This is a genomic window from Nocardia sp. BMG51109 (assembly GCF_000526215.1).
Taxonomy (GTDB): Bacteria; Actinomycetota; Actinomycetes; order Mycobacteriales; family Mycobacteriaceae; genus Nocardia.
In genome coordinates, this window is record NZ_JAFQ01000004.1 from 185,390 (window position 1) to 202,473 (window position 17,084).

A 17,084-nucleotide genomic window follows, 5' to 3' on the forward strand; every position below is an offset into this window, starting at 1 on the left:
TTCGGTCCTAACCCGCCGCAAGAACGAGATCGGCGATGCGCCCCAGGGTGTTGTGTTCCGATACCCCGAAATCAGCCGGCCGGGGAGGAAGTCCGAATCGGTCGCTCACCCGCGCCAGCAATTCCATCTGTTTGACCGAGTCGACACCCAGTTCGCCTTCCAGGTCGGTGTCCTCTTCGAAAACCTCGGTCGGGTATTCCAAAGCCTCCGCGTACATCGTCACGAGCGAGTCGATAACCTCCGGTCGGCGGCCGGGTTCGTTCGATGGCGCAGGCGCTGCGGGAACGTCGGCTGTACTGGATGAAAACTCTTGTGACGGTTCGCCATCCGCCCTGTCGCGCATCGCCGCCGCGTATTCGAGGCGCGCAAATTCGACCACCCGCGCACCCCGGTCCCGCCAGAACTCCGAGAATTCCGCCGAATCCAGTTCCGGCAGAAGAAGATTCCGCGGCGAGAGATCTGCGGAGCCCGTTGTCGCCACGCCCGCAACGGCCAATGCGTCGAGCGCGTCCGATATCGGATGCGTCGGCGTCAGCACAGCCATCGCTTGGTGCCTGCGGCCTTCCAGCACCCTGCCGGCAATCTTGGTCAGGGCGTCGAGCCCGCCGCTCTCTACGAACATTCCGACACCGGTGGCGTACACCTCGCGGACGGCACCGGCGTAGCCCACCGGCCGAACCAGATGCTCGGACAACGCGGCGGTCAGATCGTCCGACGGTTGATAGATTCGCCCCAGAATGGGCGAGAAGACATCGATTTCGGTCGGCCGTTGCCTGATATGCCGTATTCGTCGTTCGAAATCGACCGCCGCCGCGCTCAAGAGCGGGCTGTGGAAAGGGTAGGGCGACCGCAACGGATGGAAGGCCACATCCAGGGCGCCTGCCACCTTCGCGATCTTGTCCATGGTCACCCGGCGGCCGGATACCACGGTCTGCAGGTCGTGATTCTCCGCGGCGATGACGGTATCCGGGTCCTGCAGCAGCGCCAGGAGGCCGGCAGTCGTCTGACGGTCGGCGCGCAGGGCGGCCATGTAACCGTCCTCGACCTGGGCGGAACGCAGCGCGGCAACCCGGTGACACATCAGCTCGGCGCCCTCGGCAACGGTGAACGCGCCCGCGCTGACGAGAGCGGCGATCTCACCGACACTGTGTCCGAGCAGCACTGTCGGCGCCACCCCCCGGGACCGCAGAATACGGAACGTCGCCACAGCGGTGCTGTACATGACGATCTGCATCATGTCGGTGGCGAGCGGGTCCGAACCGGTGCCGCTCGCGGACTTCCCACCGCCGATCCAGGACGACAGCGATTCACCCAGAAAGGACTCGGCTACGGTGTCGATCTCGGTGAGTACGGATTTCGCCTCCTGGTACGTGTCGCAGAGATTCTCCAGCGCACCATCGAAATTGGCTCCCTGTCCGGGAAACTGAATCGCAACTTTCTCGGTCATCACTTACTCCGATACCTACCGCTGTCAACAATGAGAAGAGTCAAGGGTGCCGAACAGCGCCTCGTAGCCGCTGTAGTCCGGCGTCATTCCTGCCGCGACCAGTTCCCACAGAACCTCGTCGCTGCCACCGCCGAGACGAGAAAGCCTCATATCCTGCCACCACCGGCCGATCGGTCCTTCGTCCAGCAGATAACCGCTGCCACCGAAGATGTGCATGCACTCGCCGACCACTTCCTCGCCCAGCCGGGCGGCAGACACCTTCAGTGCCGCCGCCGTGCGCAGGTCGATCTGACGCATGCCGGCCAGGCCCTCCAGTGCCAATCGCAGCACGTCGACTCGCGCCTGCAGATCGGCGACCCGCAATCGCAGCGCCTGGTGGGCGAACAGATTCTGCCCGAATTGTTCGCGTCGCATCATCCGGGCAACGGTCACCCCGAGCACCCGCTCGCACGCCCCCGCGACCTGCCCCGCAATCGACACTCGTTCATGACTCAAACCCCACGTCAGGGCAGCGAGACCGGTGCCCGCGCGGGCGAGCATCGCCGACTCCGGGATCCAGGCGTCGAACTCGATCGGTGCGGTGTCCAGCGACGCCGCACCGACTTTGTCGTATACCTCACCCACCTCGGCCGATGCCATGGGCAGCACGAACAGGCCGACATTGCCCCACCGGCGATCCACGGCGTGGTCATCGACACAACGGGCAACGATCACGGCAAAGTCCGCTATCGGGGACAACGACACAAATTTCTTGGCGCCGGAGAGAACGAATCCGTCACCGCGCCGGGTGGCGGTCGAGGTTACTGCCTGCAAGTCGGAGCCGCCGCCCGACTCGGATGCCCCGATACACATAACCGCCCGCCCCGCGATGGCATCGGTGGCAATCGAGCTCAGATACTCCGACTTGACGCCGAACCGCCGCAGCATGGCGATGGCCGAGTCGTGCAAGCTGATACCCACGCTGATACCCGCTGACCCGAGTGCGCCCACAGAAGTGGACAGCAGCACCAACTTGTGCAAGTCCAGATCGGCTCCACGCGACCATTTGGCCGCGAAGACCCCGGACGATCCGAGTCGGGTCAAAATCTCGCGCGGGAATCGACGAGTGCGATCGGCCTCCGCCACCAAACAGTGAAAGTCGTCGTCGAGGACGCTTCTCAGCAGCGCCGCGAAATCGTCTTCTGCCGTCGCTACCATTGCTGTGCACCTACCTCGAGTCGTTTCAATTTTCCCGAGGTCGTCCTCGGCAATGTGCCGGGCGAGACCAGCACCACCCGAGTCGGCACCACACCGCATTCGCTGGCCACGGTCGCCACAATCCGGTCCTCGGTACCGGGCGCATTCTTCCCGCTGAACTCGGCCACGATGACCAAGCGATCGGGGCGTGCATCGGTAGAGCGCCTTTCGGTCATGGTCGCCACAACCGCTCCCGCGCGTACGCCCGGAACCAGCGCGGTCACACGCTCGATATGGTGCGGAAAGACATTGCGGCCCGCGACGGTGATTACTTCCTTCACACGACCGCACACGACAAGTTCGCCGTCGATCAGGTAGCCGACGTCTCCGGTCGGCCACCATTGATCTGCGGTGACAACGACGGTGTCGTGGAGATATCCGCTCATCATCGAACGACCGCGGATTTCCACAAGCCCCACGTCCCGGCCCGCCAGTTCGGGAAGATCACGCTCGCCTGCGACGATTCTGATCTCGACGCCGTCCAGCGGCTGGCCGAGCAGCGCGTGCCGATGCCGCACGGGGTCGGACGCCGGCCTCTTCTGCAAAACGTCATCGATACGCAGCCCGACACCTCGCGCCGACGCCGTCACCGCGCAAGTCGCCTCGGCGAGCCCGTACGACGGCGCCAAGGCGTTCGCGTCCAGCCCGAATGGGGCCAGCGCCGATGCGAACTGTGCGAGGCCATCCGCGTCGACCGGCTCGCCGCCGTTGATGGCGTACTGCAGCGCACTCAGATCGACCGCGCTCAGCCGGCGGGAGTACTTCCCGATCAGGTTGTAGGCGAAGTTCGGAGCCGCCGTGAGCGTGGCCGAACTCAGGTCCAACCACCGGATCCACTCGAACGGCGCTCGCGCGAACGCACTCGTGGGAGCCAGCCACATCGTGATTCCCATCGCCATCCCGCAAACCACGGACATCAGCCCCATGTCGTGGTAGAGCGGCAACCACGAACAGAGGACGTCGTCACGGCTACCGCCGACACGATCGGACAGGCCCCGGAAGTGGTTCAGTACTGCCTCATGTGACAGCACTGCCGTCTTGGGGTCACCTGTCGAGCCGGCAGTCCCCTGCATGACAGCGGGGGCGCCGACCGGGATCCGATGACCTATCGAATCGGGTGCAGTCGACCAGCCCGGCAACGACTGTAAGTCGTACAGCGACATTCCTTCGGACCGATCACGCAACAACTCGAGCGTCGAACCGTGCGACAGCAGCGTGTCGCAGTCCAACGTCCTGAGCCTGCGGACCGTGACCGCGGCCCACTGGTCCGGTGCGCTGCCCCGAACGGGGCCGGGCAGGATCGACACGCTCCGGCCCGCCGCCCAGCAGCCATAGATCGAGGCGATGAGCTCGGCCGTCACCTCCCCCACGACGCCCACCACGTTGCTTGCGCCGGAATCTTCCAGACGTCCTGCCATCCGGGTTCCGAGCTCGAAGATGCTCGGCCACGGGTGGTGGACCCACTGTCCGGATTCGGCGTCCATCACCACGAGATGCCCGGGGCTGTCGAGCATCGCGTTCCCGATGGTGTCTACGAGTTCGCTACCGGAGGGACGAATCAACTGCCTACTCATTCCGTCAGAAGCTTTTCGAGACAATCCGTGAAAAACGCGATATCTGTGGGCAGCGCACGCGGATCCGCAATCACGCCGATCGTGATTTCATTGCGGAATACCAACGCCGACAGCATCAACTCGTGTCCTGCCAGCGGCGGAAAGGCCGTGATACGCGTGATCTGGTGGCCGAGGAGGTTCTGATCCGGGCTGAATCCCGGATTCACTCCCACTGTCAGGTCCCAACTGTCGGCGACGGACATCTGAGTAATCAGGACCTGAGCACGCCACGGCATGTATTTGAGGCCCATCGATGCCTTGGGCAGTTCCATGGCCTGTTCCAACGGATTCGTATTCGCGAGTTGGGACTGCACGACGGCAAGCTGCGCCGCCACCGTGTCCAGTTCCGGATCGAGCGAGATGTAGGCAAGCGATGCCGCATTGCCCGTGTGCGAAAGCTCGCGATCCAAGGTGACCGGGAACATCATGCGCAGGCCCTTGCCATCCCGACGAGGAAACGCCCGGTTATACGCGGCACTCACTGCCGCGTATATGTACTCGGTCGTCGACCCTCCGGCCCGCAGGGCGTTGTTGCGGGCGGTCGCCACCGGAATGGACACGCTCCCGACCCGGCGTACGGAGTGCTTGGCTCGGACGAAGCGCCGAGTCCGGCCGCGACGGCCACCTCGAGAGGTTTGGTAGTAGCGCGGTCCCGCCATCATCGCATCACGCATTCCGACGCCTGTGACCTCGAAGCGTTCCGAGGTCACATACCGGGCGTACTCGGCGGTGGTGCCGGATTCGGTATCTGCGAGCAAGGCCGCGAAGCCGGTGGCTCCCAGTCCGTCGGAGAGCGCATGATGTCCCCTGAGCAAAATGGTCTGCGCAGCCTCCGATTTCTGGTTCACCAAAACGAAGTTCCACAGCGGAGCTCGACGAGGCATCTGATTTTCCATCAGCTCCTCGATCTGCGCCGGCACATCTTCTCGGCTCTCCACGTCGACCTCGACCACCTGAGCTTCCAGATCTATGCCAGATACCTGAACAAAGTGCGGACGCCGTCGATCCCGTTTCGGGAGACACATGTGATACAGACTGCTTTCATACAGCCTTTCCGCGATGCGAGCCCTGATCTCGTCGACACGAATCGGACCGCCGGCGTTTGCCACATCCATCGCCAGTACCCAGTTCATCGGGTGACCGGGCTTATCGAGCCTGAGGTGAATACAGTCGAGACTCTTCAACTCGACCGGAAAATCCATCGCATTCATACGATTTCTTCCCGGTTGTTCGACATTTCCGAACGAAGCAGAGCATCGATATCCCCGATCGTCGTGCACTGCATCATCTTTTCCTCGGACAGTTTTATCCCGATTCTGTCTTCTATCGCTACGAGAGCAATTGCGAATGCAACAGAATCCAAGCCCAAATCTTCGATCAACCGATCATCCCGTTTCAGGTCACCAACTGCGATCGAAAGATCACGCTGCAGGACATCGAGCAGTTCCGCACTGGGTACGAACGGCGACATGAGGGCTCCTAGACTCGACAAGAGACAGCATTCCGGCAGGCGTGTCTCAGAACAATGATTTGACGCGGTTCGTCATAATTTGTTTCACCACCCGAGGCCCCGGAATCATCGACGCACCGAGCTGCTTCGCGAAATCCAGACCATCGAAGAACAGCCAGCTCTCAGCCGTGCGATCGCCCTCGAACCGATCGATCGCGACGCCCATGACATTGATCTTGGCACCCATCGGCGGAATTCCCTCGAAATCCTCGCCGGTGTGGGTCCCACGACACGTCCAGCGACTGACGACGAAGTCTCCCTGAACAATCCACTCATCGACGATGACCTCGATATCAGGGAAGGCGGCTCGCTTCTCGAGAACCCATCGCTTCAGATTGTGGGCGCCCGGCTTTCCGTTTCCGACCGGGTCGGTTGTCTCCCAGCTGCGATGATCTTTTGTCACCATATTGTCGATCAAATCGACATTGCCTCCGTTCAGTACTTCTTCATAGAAGCGCTGCACGGTTCGCTGGTTGTCTTCTGGCGACATGACTTCTCCCTGTCGGTTGACATTCAAAACCCCGCTGGATGAATATGCTGGATACACCTCAGGGCATATCTCCGCACCACCGCAAACACGATAAACATCTGCCGACTGCGCAGTCAACGGGTCACGTCGACTCATCACCGGTGGCCCGTCAGCCGGAAAGCGGGCGTTATCGGATGAGTCGACGCAACGCTTTTGTGCCGCCGGATCGAGCTATACAGTCGATTTGTCAATGCGTCCCCCGGCGGGCGCGACGGAGTCATGGATACAGCAGGCAGGGGTTGGCCTTGTACGATGTCATAATTGTCGGTGCCAGATGTGCGGGTGCTCCGACAGCGATGCTGCTGTCAGGCATGGGCTACAAAGTCCTCCTGCTCGACCGGGCAAATTTCCCGAGCGACAGCCCCACATCTACGAGGCTGATACATCCTCCCGGCGTCGCCAAGTTGCAGAGATGGGGCCTGCTCGAAGAGATACTGGCGTGTGGCTGCCCGCCGATCTATCGATACGGTCTGGCTGCCGGGCCAGTCAATATCATGGCCGATTTGCCTCTCGTCGACGGGGTCAACATGGCATATTCGCCGGACCGTGAGGTTCTCGACCACGTATTGGTGAAGGCAGCAGTCGGTGCCGGAGCAGAGTTGCGGGAGAACGTCTCCGTCAGCAGCCTGCTTCGCGACGAGGCCGGCAGCGTGATCGGTGCCGCGGGCAAAGCGCGCAGTGGTGGCAAGTTCGAGGAACGTGCACACGTCGTCGTCGGAGCCGACGGAACCAATTCGACGATCGCCCGACTCGTCGGTGCACCGAAGTACAACGTCCAGCCGACCCGGGCGAAGAGCTGGTGGACGTATTGGGACGGCTTACCGCTGGATAACGAGGTAGCGACGGTCCGGGCGAACCAGAAGCACGGCTTCGCCTGGCCGACCCACGACGGCCTGGCTATTGTCGGAATGACCTGGAAGCCCAGTGAGTTCGACGCACTGACAACCGATCCGGAAGCCTCGTTCACCGCCGCCTACGAGGAGGTTGCGCCCGAGTTCGCGACGCGACTCCGAGCCGGCAAACAAGCAGGACGATGGATCTGCGGGTCGGTGCCGAACTTCTTCCGCAAGCCGTACGGCCCGGGTTGGGCGCTGGTCGGTGACGCCTCCTACAGCAAAGACCCCTGCACTGCCGCCGGTATTACCGATGCCATGGGCGGTGCCGAGTTGCTGTCCGCCGCCCTGGATCGCGGGCTCTCTGGCCGAGCCACCATGAACGACGCGCTGGCTGAATACGAACAGGCGCGAAACACCAAGGCATTTCAGCACTACGACTACACCTGTGACATGGCGGACCTCCACGACTACAGCCCCGAAGAGCTGGACCTCATGGGTGCCATAGCCAAGAGCCCACGGCACGCTACCGGTCTGCTCGGCGTCTTCTCCGACGCCACGAAACCTGCAGACTTCTTCTCCGCGGACAATATCCATGAGCTGTTCGGCTACATGGAGCCGAACCAGTTGCTGAGTTGGCGTATGCGTGTGCTGCACTGGATCATCACCGGCCCCCCGAGCCGCTTCAAACGCCCGGTCTCCATGGCAGACAAGCTTATGGCCCAGAACATGGGCGAGATGGGTAAGTTTCTACTGGGCAACGTATGAGGTGGACTGCACGCAACATCCCTCCCATGCTCGGCCGATGCGTGATCGTAACCGGCGCGAACAGCGGCCTCGGACGAATTGTCGCCCGTGAGTGCGCCCGGGCGGGAGCACAGGTCGTGATGGCCTGTCGAAGTGTTCCCCGGGGCCACGAAGTAGCAGCCGAAATACGAGCTGCGACGCCCGCCGCCGATCTCACCGTACTGGAGCTCGACCTCGCGGATCTCGTTTCCGTCCGGTCGTTTGTAACCCAACTGAAGATGCTGGAGTACACACCCGATGTACTCGTGAACAACGCAGGCGTGATGGCGATGCCGCCACGCTTGACCACAGACGGTTTCGAACTGCATTTCGGTACCAATCACCTTGGCCATTTCGCCCTCACTGCATTGCTGGCATCCGGCATGCTGAGCCGCCCGGACGCACGAGTCGTCACGGTGAGCAGTGCAATGCATCGGCTCGGTCGGATGAACCTTCAGGTCTTCGACGATGTGCGGCACGACAAGTGGCGGGCCTACTGCGACTCGAAGTTGGCCAATGTGATGTTCAGCTATGAATTGGCCAGGAAGGCTGCCGCGTCCGGGAGTCCGCTACGAAGCATCGCCGCCCATCCAGGGTTTGCGGCGACAAATCTGCAGTTGGCCGGGCCGCGAGTGGCGGGCGACCGACTTCAAGAACGCATCGGCCGCATTGCAAACCGCCTTCTCGCGCAGGACGCAGAGGTGGGTGCGTTGCCGATCCTATTTGCCGCGACCGCTCTCGACGCTCCGCCGAACGGGGCATTCATCGGACCTGACGGATTCGCAGGAGCACGCGGATATCCGCGGGTTGTGCGGTCGGGCAGCAGATCTCGAGATCTTGCCACGGCAGAGCTGCTATGGACGGTGTCGGAGAAGCTGGCCGGCGTCGAGTGGCCTGTGTGACGTACTCGCATCGTGATGTCGTGATGGACGAAGCCTCGCGGTGCGCGGAATCCAAGCCACGCCGCCGACAGACGGCGTCGCCGCGCCAGAGGTGGTCCGAATGAGTGGGCCGCAGGGGCAGAGTCGGACTCCTCCTCGATCGAGCGAATCACAGTGAACACGGGAACCGTTGCGGGCCTGACCTTTCCGAACGCGGCCAGCGTTGCGGCCGGGGCTGGATTCATCGTCGGCCGATCGGTCCGTAGCGGGGCGGAGTCGCCGTAGTACTCCGAGAACTGCTGGCCAACATCGCGCTGAGCGTGCTCGACGAGCATGTGATGGCGCCGTGGCGGCCGGACGGTGTGACGGGAACGATGATTGCCGGACAGTGGCCCGATGTCATCGAGTGGGTATACGGGTGGTCGAGGTTTGCCTCTTGTACCCCAAGACGCACACGGGCGCCGACCGCGGAAGACCGCGCGATGCTGGCAGGAATTACACAGCACGACAGCAACACTCGGACAGTAGTGGATGAAAAGCGTTGGTAGCCAGTGTCATTGTGCGATGTTCCGAGGGATCAATGTGCAACAGCACCGATGAAACCGGGCGCTTGGTGGTGCCCGGTTTCATCGGTGTCGGTTCAGTCGACGGTGGGTATGTCGACGTAGGTGTCGGCGCCGTGGTGGATTGTGATGATGCCGGCCGGCGCGTTGGGGGTGATCTTCGGTGAGTCGCCACCGCTGAGGGTGATCCGCAGTTGTTCACCGGCTTTGAATTTCCAGTGGGTGTTACCGAGGTCGATTCGGTACCGGACCGGTTCTCCGACGGGGATCGGAACGGTACGTTCCAAGCTTTCGCGCAGCTGGCCGCGGAGGTATCCGGTTTCGATCGGCAAAACCTTGCCGTCGGTTGTTACGACCTCGAGCTTGCTGACAAAGTAGGTGTCCGGTGCTGTGGAGGATGCTTCGAAGTGGAAGGTGACGGGTCCTTCGACGGAGGTGTCGGTGTCGAATGCAGGCAGGGTGAACGTGGTGCGGGGATCGGTGGTTCCGTAGCGGTCACTCTGGTTCGGCGGTGCGGCGGCTTCCGAGGCTGCTTGGTCCTGGGATGGATCGGTGGGCATGGTTCCCAGTTCATCCACCGAGGGGCCGTCGTTGGGATTGACCGAGTAGCTGCTTTCGCCCGCGGCCGGGGCTGTGGTGTTCAAAGTTCCATCCGATACGGGAAATACACGGCGCGTCTTCGCGTTCGGAGAAGGCCACTGATCGGACTGTGTCCACTGTCCCGCACCGGAGGTGGATTCGTAGCTCACCACTCGTGAGGGCGGAAGGCCGGCCTCGGGCCGGTCCTGGAGCCAGTGATCGAACCATTGCAGGACTGCGCCGGTGGGAAGCGCGGCGTTCGCGGTTTCGGGATCGCCGGGCTCCGGCAGCTCGACATTGTGGGTCCACGGCCCGGTGAGCAGCCAGGTTTTGTCCGGCCGCTGTGCGAGAGCGTCGAAGCTGCCTTCTTTGAAGATGTCGGAGTAGCCGCCGATATGCAGGGCCGGAACCTGCACATCGCGGAGTTTGTTGGTGGTGACGGCCTGCTTCCAGTAGTCGTCGAACAGCGGGTGGTTCTGGAAACTCGCTGCGGTACCGGCGTGGGCCTGCATGTCGATGACAGGCGCCTCGTTGGCCCACCACGACTGGTTCCGACCCGACGGTACTCCGCCGGGATAGACCCACTCGGCGTAGATGTTGGTCGGCGACACTATCGGCACGATCGTGGTCAGGTGCGGGGGCCTGAGCGCGGCCGCCCGGTAGGCGGTGATCGAACCGTAACTCTCGCCGATCTGGGCGACCTTGCCAGTGGATTCCGGCTGGGCGGCCAACCATTCGATCAGGTCGTAGTTGTCTGCCGCTTCCTGGGGCTGGAACCAGCTCGGATACTCGCCCCCGGAGTTTCCCGATCCACGAACATTGCAGACCAGCACGTCGTAACCGTGCTCGGCAAAGTAGGAGCCGGGCATCGGCGCGGCGCTTATCTCATAGGGCGTGAACTCCATGACCACTCCCGGATGGGGTCCGGGGGCGGGTTTTCCGTCGTTGCCGGGCTGATTCCGCGTGCAGTCGAGGAGGGTTCCGTCGCGGGTCGGTACCTGGACTGTCGATTCTATGCTGTCGAAGTCGGCAGATCGGCTGTAGTGGAACCAGTTACGTACGGCTTCAGGCGCCGGTGCGTCGACGGCGCGGGCGGTGGGCTGTCCGGACGGATCGGGACCGGTATTGCGGGCGACGCCATCGGAAGAACATCCCGACAAGGCGATCGACAACACGGTGGCTATGGCACCGGCGGTGTACAGGCTTTTCCGTGGAGGCATTGCTTGGAGCTCCTAAAGAATGGTGTTCGACCGCGCCCGCTGGGAGCGCGATAATCATTGGCATCCGGATCAGCGGATGGACGAACCGATTCCGAGGCCGCCGTCGACGTCGAGGACGACGCCGGTGACATAGCCGGCTGCGGGTGAGCAGAGGTAGGCGGCGGCTTCGGCGATATCGCGGGGATCGCCGGTGCGGCGCAGCGGAACCTTGGAGACGAGTTTCTCGCGGGCCGGGCCGTTCATCGATGCGAGCATCGGCGTCTCGATCAGTCCGGGGGCGATGGCGTTGGCGGTGACGCCGTGACGGGCGCCTTCCAAGGCGATGGTGCGGGTGAGGCCGACGATCCCGGCCTTGGCTGCCACGTAGTTGGCCTGCCCGTAGTTGCCGCGCCAGCTCATCGAGGAGAAGGACAGGATGCGGCCGTAACCCTGCTCCTGCATGCTCGGCAGTACGGCGCGGAGGCAATAGAAGGCGGCCGAGAGGCTGGTGTCGAGCACGGCGTGCCAGTCGTCGTCGCTGATGTCGGTGGCGCGGTTGTCGCGGATGATCCCGGCATTGTTGACCAGGACGTCGATACGGTGACGGTCGGTGTACACCTGCTCGACCCACGCGTTCACCTCGCCCGACACGGTCACGTCGAGGACGTGCGCCGTGGCGTGGGTACCGTGTTTCTCGGTCAGCTCTTCGGCGAGCTCGGTACCGGTGGTCTCGTTGATCTCACCGATCATCACCGCAGCACCCTCGGCCGCGAAGCGGTGGGCCATCGCCCGCCCGAGCCCCTGACCGGCCCCGGTCACCAGAACTGTCTGTCCGGCATAGCGATTCACGAATTTTCCTTTCTGGTGCGTAGCGAGCTCAGCTCGCCGCGCGACGGGTGAGGAACCGGCGTAAAGCACGCGGTACGTCGTGCGAGGCCCAGTGCCGGTCGAACGCGGCGAGCTCGAGCGACAGCCCCGCCTCGACCGCGGGCTGATCGTCGAGTTCGGCGAACAGCCGTTTCAGCGCCGACTGAGCCGGATTCGCTGCGGCGGCAAGAGTTTCCGCGACGCGCAGCCCCTCGGCCGCGCCCCTTCCCGGTTCGGCGACGCTGTGCAGCCACCCTGCGGTGAGGAACCGCTCTGCGGGCAGTAACTCCCCGCTGAGACCGAGCCACCGGCCCATCGAGTCACCGAGTTTGCGGCGCATGCGCACTGCCGAGCCCGCGCCGGGTACCAGGTGGTTGCGGATGTGTCCGTCCCCGATCAGCGTGCCGCTCTCGGCCAGGACCGCATCGCAGGCCAACGCGATCTCCAGGCCGCCGGCGACCGCGTGCCCGTGCAGGACGGCCACGACGGGCAGCGGGCTGACCTCGATGCGCCGGGTGAGGTCGGAAACGGTGCGCAGGAACGGCACTGGCGACTCACCCGCCTCGGCGAGGGTCAGCAGATGCCGCAGATCGGCGCCCGCGCAGAAGCTGGGCCCCGCACCACGGATCAGCACCGCCCGGGTGGCCGGGTCGCGCTCGGCGGCGGCCAGCGCCTCGGCCAGTGCGTCGACCAGCGCGGGGTTCAACGCGTTGCGTTGCCGCGGCCGGCTGAGCACGAACGAGCGCACCGCGCCGATCTGCTCGACGAGCACCACGGGGTCCGACACGACGGTCATTGCGCGGACTCGGCGGCCGCGCGCAGACGGCGCCGCAACTCGGCACGCTGGATCTTGCCACTGGCGGTCTTGGGCAACTCCGGCACCACATGCACCCGCCGCGGGTGCGCGTGCGCGGCATACCCGGTCCGGACGTGTTGTTGCAGTTCATGTTCCAGTGCGCCGGAAGACTCGACGCCTGGGCGCAGCACGACGAAAGCCTCGATGACCTCGCCGCGCACCGAGTCGGGCCCGGCGACGACGGCACACTCGGCGACGGCGGGGTGGCCGACGAGGACGGACTCGACGTCGAACGGGCCGATCCGATATCCCGCCATGATGATCACGTCGTCGTCGCGAGAGGAGAACTTCAGCAGTCCCTCGGCGGTGCGGAGGGCCAGGTCGCCGGTGAGGTAGAAGCGCCCGTCGGCGGTGAACCGGTCGGTGGCGTCGCGCCCGGAATAGCCGGTGAAGGTCATCAGCGGGCTGCCGGCGATATCGATGGCGAGCAGCCCGAGTTCGCCGGCCGCTGCCGGCTCACTCGTGCCGTCCTGCAGAACGGTCACCGACCAGCCCGGCAGCGCCACGCCCATCGCCGCCACCACCGGGACCTCGAGATCGTGATGATGCGGGAACCCGATCGTCATCCCGACCTCGGTCTGCCCGTAGTGGTCGTGCACCCGCAAGCCCAACGCCTCGACCGTCCACTCGTTGACTTCAGCGGTCAGGGGCTCGCCCGCGCTCGAAAGCCGTTGCAGGCATAGGTCTTTCGGTATCGGAACGTCGCTGGCGCGCAGGGACCGGAAAACAGTCGGAGCGGCGGCGTAGTCGGTGACAGCGAGATCGGCCAGCGTGCGCCAGGTCGCGGCGGCACCGAATCCCCCGCGTTGCAGCACCGAGCGCAGCCCGAGGACCATCGGCGCCACGATCGCCGAGTACAACCCGTAGGCCCAGCCCGGGTCCGCACCGCACCAATAGACCGAGTCCTCCCGCACGCCGAGTGCGAAACGCAGGTACGCCTGCCATCCCCCGACGTAACGCAGCGGGTGCACAACCCCCTTCGGCGCGCCGGTGGTACCCGAGGTGAACATGTGCACGAATGCGCCCTCGCCCCCGATCGCGGTACTGCCCTCGAACGGGCGCGCCACCTGCAGACGAGCGGTCAAACCCCCCACCGCCTCGGTACCGGCCACAAGCAGCATCCACGCGCCGTCGGGCACCTTGCCGGCTTGGTCTACGTCTGCCACCACCACCTTCGCCTGGGCTCCCGACAACCGGGACGCCACGGCACCGGCCGCGAACGCGGTGAACAACGGCACATAGACCGCGCCGACCCGCCAGATCCCGAGCAGCACCGTCACCAGATCAACGCTCTTACCCATCAAGGTGGCCACTCGGTCACCCCGAGCAACACCGAGCTCGGCGAGCAGGCCCGCGCAACGCTGCGACCGCTCCCGCAGCTCACCGAAGGTGAGGTCGGTGGTCGAGCCGTCCAGCTCGACGACCGTGAACGCCACCGCGTCAGCCGGGTGACGGTCGCACAACAACCACACCGGATCGGCGTCGGCAACCGAGAAGGTTTCCATGATCTCGCGGACCTCCGCGGAGATGCCCTCCGTAGTCACGTTCGGATCCCGAGCCATGAAACCCTCCGTTGGGTACTCAGTTGGGTACTTTATATATTTGAAACGTACCCTGGAACGTCTCCAGGCGGCAAGAGGCACGCGGCATGCGAAACTTTGAGTCATGTCGGCAATCCCCGAAGCGCGCGTCCCGCGCCGAAGCCCACGCAGACGCGCCGTCGCCGGCGACCGTGTCGAGGAATTGCTGCGCCAGGCCGGCGACATCGTCCTGTCCGAAGGGTTCACCTCGGTGACCATGGACGAACTGGCCCAGCGCCTCGGCTGCTCGAAGGCAACCCTCTACAGCGTTGCCGGATCCAAAGAGCAACTGGTACAAGCCATCACACGACGCTTCTTCCTCGGGGCCGCCGAGGAAATCGAAGACAAGGTCGCCGCCGAGACCGACCCGCGCCAGCGGATCCGCACCTATCTCTCCGGTGTCGGCACGGCCATGCACCGGCACTCCCCCGCCTTCTACGACGACATGGTCAGCTACGCCCCGACCGCCCGGATCTACCGCCGCAACTCCGACGCCGCCGCCCGCCGCGTCCACGAACTCATCGACGAAGGCGTCCGCGCCGGAGCATTCCGCAACCTCAACGGCACATTCGCCGCCCACGTCGTCGCAGTCGCCATCGACGCACTCCAATCCGGAGCCCTGCTCGACGCCACCGGCCTCTCCCCCGGAGACGCATTCACGGAACTCGGCGACCTCCTGCTGGACGGACTCAGCCGATAACATGTCGCTGTCACGGGACTCCCCAGCCGGGGCACTGTGAACACAGGAACGGATTCCAGGGTGCGGGGCTGCGGACTCGTTGTAACCTGCCCCCTAGGCCACTATGCAACTCTCGGCTGACCGAACCGGACTCCCGCCGCTGAGTTACCACGCACTGCGTCAGGGTGGACGCGACCATGACGGACGCTTCCGCCGTCCGCAGTGCAGCGCAGCAGACGGTGACGGCCGACACTGCGGTGCGGCTTGACCGGAAATCGCCTCCGCCTTATTCCGCCCAATAGGGAGGCTGCTTCCGCTTCCTTTGGGGGCGGATTACATCAGGTCGGGAGACGACTGGGCGGTCGTAGTGGATGTGGAGCCTGTGGTAGCCGGAGGTCACTGACGTACGGGTCCCGCTGGTCTCGTTCCGCCACACCTATACCTTCGCCGCCGATGGCGCTGTCGTCGTGTCGGATTCGACGCTACGGTTCCGCCACAGCGATAACCGACGTGCAGCCGGAGATCGCGGTTACCGGATGCTGGGCCCGGCGTCGAGCCTGTCGGCGTGGCGTGTGTTGGCGGCGTGCCATGCCTGGCCCATTGCCGTGCCGCCGTGGCCTCCGCCCTCGTCGATGATGAGTTCACTGTCCGGCCAGGCGCGGTGCAACCGCCAGACGAGGCCCGAGGGCGAGCTGACGTCGCGCCGACCGTGGATCAGGGTGGCAGGAATGCCGTGCAAGCGGTCCATGCGTTCGAGGATCGGCGGTGTCAGGAAGCCGTCATGGGCCCAGTAGTGGGTGACGAGGGTGGCGAAGAGTTCTCGGAACTCGGCGTCCTCCCAGCGGGGGTTGCGCTGCACGCCACCGCTGCCGATGGAGATGTGGTGGTCCTCCCAATCCGCCCAGGCACGTGCTGCCCGGTCGCGCACCGCCGGATCTTCGTGCGTCATCAGTTGCGCATAGGCCTCGATGATCCGCCCGTCGCCGCGGCGGTAGCCGATGCCCGCTTGCTCGGCGTGTGTGGCGAGGCGATCCCATGCCTCGGGGTAGATGGCGCTCACCGTTTCCGTTATCCAGTCCACCGCGAAACGGTCGGTCGTGGTGACCGCCACGAGCACGATGCCGCGAACCCGCGCGGGGTGGGCCTGTGCATAGGCCAGTGCCAGCGTCGAACCCCACGAGGCGCCGTTGACCAGCCACCGGTCGACGTGGAGGTGTTCGCGAATCCGTTCGATATCGTCGATGAGATCTGGAGTCGTGTTCTTGCTCAGGTCATAACCCGGTGCTGTGGCGTGCGGAGCCGATCGCCCGCAGCCACGCTGGTCGAAACCGATGATGCGAAATCTCGCGGGATCGAATTTGTTTCGGTAGGCACCGGCGCCGAGGCCGCCACCCGGACCGCCGTGCAGATACACCGCGGGGATGCCGTCAGCGCTTCCCGACTCCTCCCAATAGACCTCGTGACCGTCTCCGATCGCCAAAAGGCCCGAGGCACGAACTTCGACACTGTCGACCACGGCTCGCGACGTTACCGAACACGATTCGCTCACATCAGCCTTTACACGACGGCGCAGCGATCCGGCGGGCGGCAGCCGCCTCGTTTGGTGCGCCTTCTCGGCATTTCCGAGCGTTCAGCGTGTCCGAGCCCGCACACCAACCGATCCGCGATACTCCCCCACATGCGCAACGGTGCCGGCCAACCGATCGAACCCGGACCCCCACCACCAGCAACTCCGACGAACCAACAAACCAGAAGCAGACAGGCCAACGTCTGCCAACCGTGATGCCAAACCGACGGAAAACGGCCCCGGAACCAGTGGTTCCGGGGCCGTTTCCGCTAGTAGCGGGGACAGGATTTGAACCTGCGACCTCTGGGTTATGAGCCAACAAGGAGCGGTCCCGCGCAGGTCTCCGCCTATCTTCGACA

The 17,084-nt window shown here is 64.3% G+C and carries 14 protein-coding genes; 3 read left to right on the forward strand and 11 right to left on the reverse strand.

Going from position 1 to position 17,084, the window contains the following annotated elements:
• Window positions 1-7: 7 nt before the first annotated feature.
• Genes D892_RS0102215 through D892_RS0102240 form a run of 6 tightly spaced genes read right to left on the reverse strand, consistent with a single transcriptional unit; the run spans window position 8 to window position 6,296 of the window.
• Window positions 8-1,447, reverse strand: coding sequence for an acyltransferase domain-containing protein (locus tag D892_RS0102215; RefSeq protein WP_024799681.1), 1,440 nt, complete (start codon window positions 1,445-1,447; stop codon window positions 8-10).
• Between the two features lie 24 nt (window positions 1,448-1,471).
• Window positions 1,472-2,644, reverse strand: coding sequence for an acyl-CoA dehydrogenase family protein (locus D892_RS0102220; RefSeq protein ID WP_024799682.1), 1,173 nt, complete (start codon window positions 2,642-2,644; stop codon window positions 1,472-1,474).
• Complete coding sequence (mbtM, locus tag D892_RS0102225) at window positions 2,638-4,257, reverse strand: long-chain-fatty acid--ACP ligase MbtM (protein ID WP_084160893.1); 1,620 nt, start codon at window positions 4,255-4,257, stop codon at window positions 2,638-2,640. The genes D892_RS0102220 and mbtM overlap by 7 nt, the downstream gene beginning before the upstream one ends.
• A complete protein-coding gene (locus D892_RS0102230; RefSeq protein WP_198036811.1) occupies window positions 4,254-5,498 on the reverse strand; it encodes a wax ester/triacylglycerol synthase domain-containing protein in 1,245 nt (414 codons plus the stop codon). The genes mbtM and D892_RS0102230 overlap by 4 nt, the downstream gene beginning before the upstream one ends.
• A 5-nt stretch (window positions 5,499-5,503) precedes the next feature.
• Window positions 5,504-5,788, reverse strand: coding sequence for an acyl carrier protein (locus D892_RS0102235; protein WP_255360205.1), 285 nt, complete (start codon window positions 5,786-5,788; stop codon window positions 5,504-5,506).
• A 25-nt stretch (window positions 5,789-5,813) separates the two neighbouring features.
• Entirely contained in the window at window positions 5,814-6,296 is a 483-nt protein-coding gene (locus D892_RS0102240; RefSeq protein WP_024799686.1) for an ester cyclase, read from the reverse strand.
• Window positions 6,297-6,469: 173 nt separating this feature from the next.
• Between D892_RS0102240 and D892_RS0102245 the strand changes: the two genes are divergently transcribed.
• Together D892_RS0102245 and D892_RS0102250 are read left to right on the forward strand one after the other, a co-directional pair.
• On the forward strand, window positions 6,470-7,936 hold the full coding sequence (locus tag D892_RS0102245) for an NAD(P)/FAD-dependent oxidoreductase (RefSeq protein ID WP_255360288.1): 1,467 nt from the start codon (window positions 6,470-6,472) through the stop codon (window positions 7,934-7,936).
• Window positions 7,933-8,856: an oxidoreductase gene (locus D892_RS0102250; protein ID WP_024799688.1), complete on the forward strand. Its 924-nt coding sequence runs from the start codon at window positions 7,933-7,935 to the stop codon at window positions 8,854-8,856. Before D892_RS0102245 ends, D892_RS0102250 begins: the two co-directional genes overlap by 4 nt.
• 619 nt (window positions 8,857-9,475) lie before the next feature.
• On the opposite strand, the gene D892_RS0102255 is transcribed toward D892_RS0102250, so the two are convergent.
• The 4 genes from D892_RS0102255 to D892_RS0102270 all read right to left on the reverse strand — a co-directional run bounded on the left by D892_RS0102255 (window position 9,476) and on the right by D892_RS0102270 (window position 14,461).
• Window positions 9,476-11,152 (reverse strand): CocE/NonD family hydrolase, encoded by a 1,677-nt coding sequence (locus tag D892_RS0102255; protein WP_198036812.1) that lies wholly within the window; start codon window positions 11,150-11,152, stop codon window positions 9,476-9,478.
• A gap of 114 nt (window positions 11,153-11,266) precedes the next feature.
• Window positions 11,267-12,025: an SDR family NAD(P)-dependent oxidoreductase gene (locus D892_RS0102260; RefSeq protein ID WP_024799690.1), complete on the reverse strand. Its 759-nt coding sequence runs from the start codon at window positions 12,023-12,025 to the stop codon at window positions 11,267-11,269.
• A gap of 28 nt (window positions 12,026-12,053) precedes the next feature.
• On the reverse strand, window positions 12,054-12,839 hold the full coding sequence (locus tag D892_RS0102265; protein WP_036566653.1) for an enoyl-CoA hydratase/isomerase family protein: 786 nt from the start codon (window positions 12,837-12,839) through the stop codon (window positions 12,054-12,056).
• Window positions 12,836-14,461: an AMP-binding protein gene (locus tag D892_RS0102270; RefSeq protein ID WP_051498962.1), complete on the reverse strand. Its 1,626-nt coding sequence runs from the start codon at window positions 14,459-14,461 to the stop codon at window positions 12,836-12,838. The genes D892_RS0102265 and D892_RS0102270 overlap by 4 nt, the downstream gene beginning before the upstream one ends.
• A gap of 103 nt (window positions 14,462-14,564) precedes the next feature.
• Between D892_RS0102270 and D892_RS0102275 the strand changes: the two genes are divergently transcribed.
• Entirely contained in the window at window positions 14,565-15,179 is a 615-nt protein-coding gene (locus D892_RS0102275; RefSeq protein WP_024799693.1) for a TetR/AcrR family transcriptional regulator, read from the forward strand.
• Between the two features lie 508 nt (window positions 15,180-15,687).
• Here D892_RS0102275 and pip read toward each other — a convergent pair.
• Window positions 15,688-16,674, reverse strand: a complete 987-nt coding sequence (gene pip, locus D892_RS0102280) for a prolyl aminopeptidase (protein ID WP_024799694.1) — start codon at window positions 16,672-16,674, stop codon at window positions 15,688-15,690.
• Between the last annotated feature and the right edge of the window lie 410 nt (window positions 16,675-17,084).

Bases quoted from the DNA above. Each gene is read 5' to 3' on its own strand.
- D892_RS0102230 (WP_198036811.1), bottom strand. From the start codon at position 5,498: ATGGATTTTCCGGTCGAGTTGAAGAGTCTCGACTGTATTCACCTCAGG.
- D892_RS0102270 (WP_051498962.1), bottom strand. From the start codon at position 14,461: ATGGCTCGGGATCCGAACGTGACTACGGAGGGCATCTCCGCGGAGGTC.
- D892_RS0102215 (WP_024799681.1), bottom strand. From the start codon at position 1,447: ATGACCGAGAAAGTTGCGATTCAGTTTCCCGGACAGGGAGCCAATTTC.
- mbtM (WP_084160893.1), bottom strand. From the start codon at position 4,257: ATGAGTAGGCAGTTGATTCGTCCCTCCGGTAGCGAACTCGTAGACACC.
- D892_RS0102265 (WP_036566653.1), bottom strand. From the start codon at position 12,839: ATGACCGTCGTGTCGGACCCCGTGGTGCTCGTCGAGCAGATCGGCGCG.
- D892_RS0102275 (WP_024799693.1), top strand. From the start codon at position 14,565: ATGTCGGCAATCCCCGAAGCGCGCGTCCCGCGCCGAAGCCCACGCAGA.
- D892_RS0102245 (WP_255360288.1), top strand. From the start codon at position 6,470: ATGAGTCGACGCAACGCTTTTGTGCCGCCGGATCGAGCTATACAGTCG.
- D892_RS0102250 (WP_024799688.1), top strand. From the start codon at position 7,933: ATGAGGTGGACTGCACGCAACATCCCTCCCATGCTCGGCCGATGCGTG.
- D892_RS0102220 (WP_024799682.1), bottom strand. From the start codon at position 2,644: ATGGTAGCGACGGCAGAAGACGATTTCGCGGCGCTGCTGAGAAGCGTC.
- D892_RS0102240 (WP_024799686.1), bottom strand. From the start codon at position 6,296: ATGTCGCCAGAAGACAACCAGCGAACCGTGCAGCGCTTCTATGAAGAA.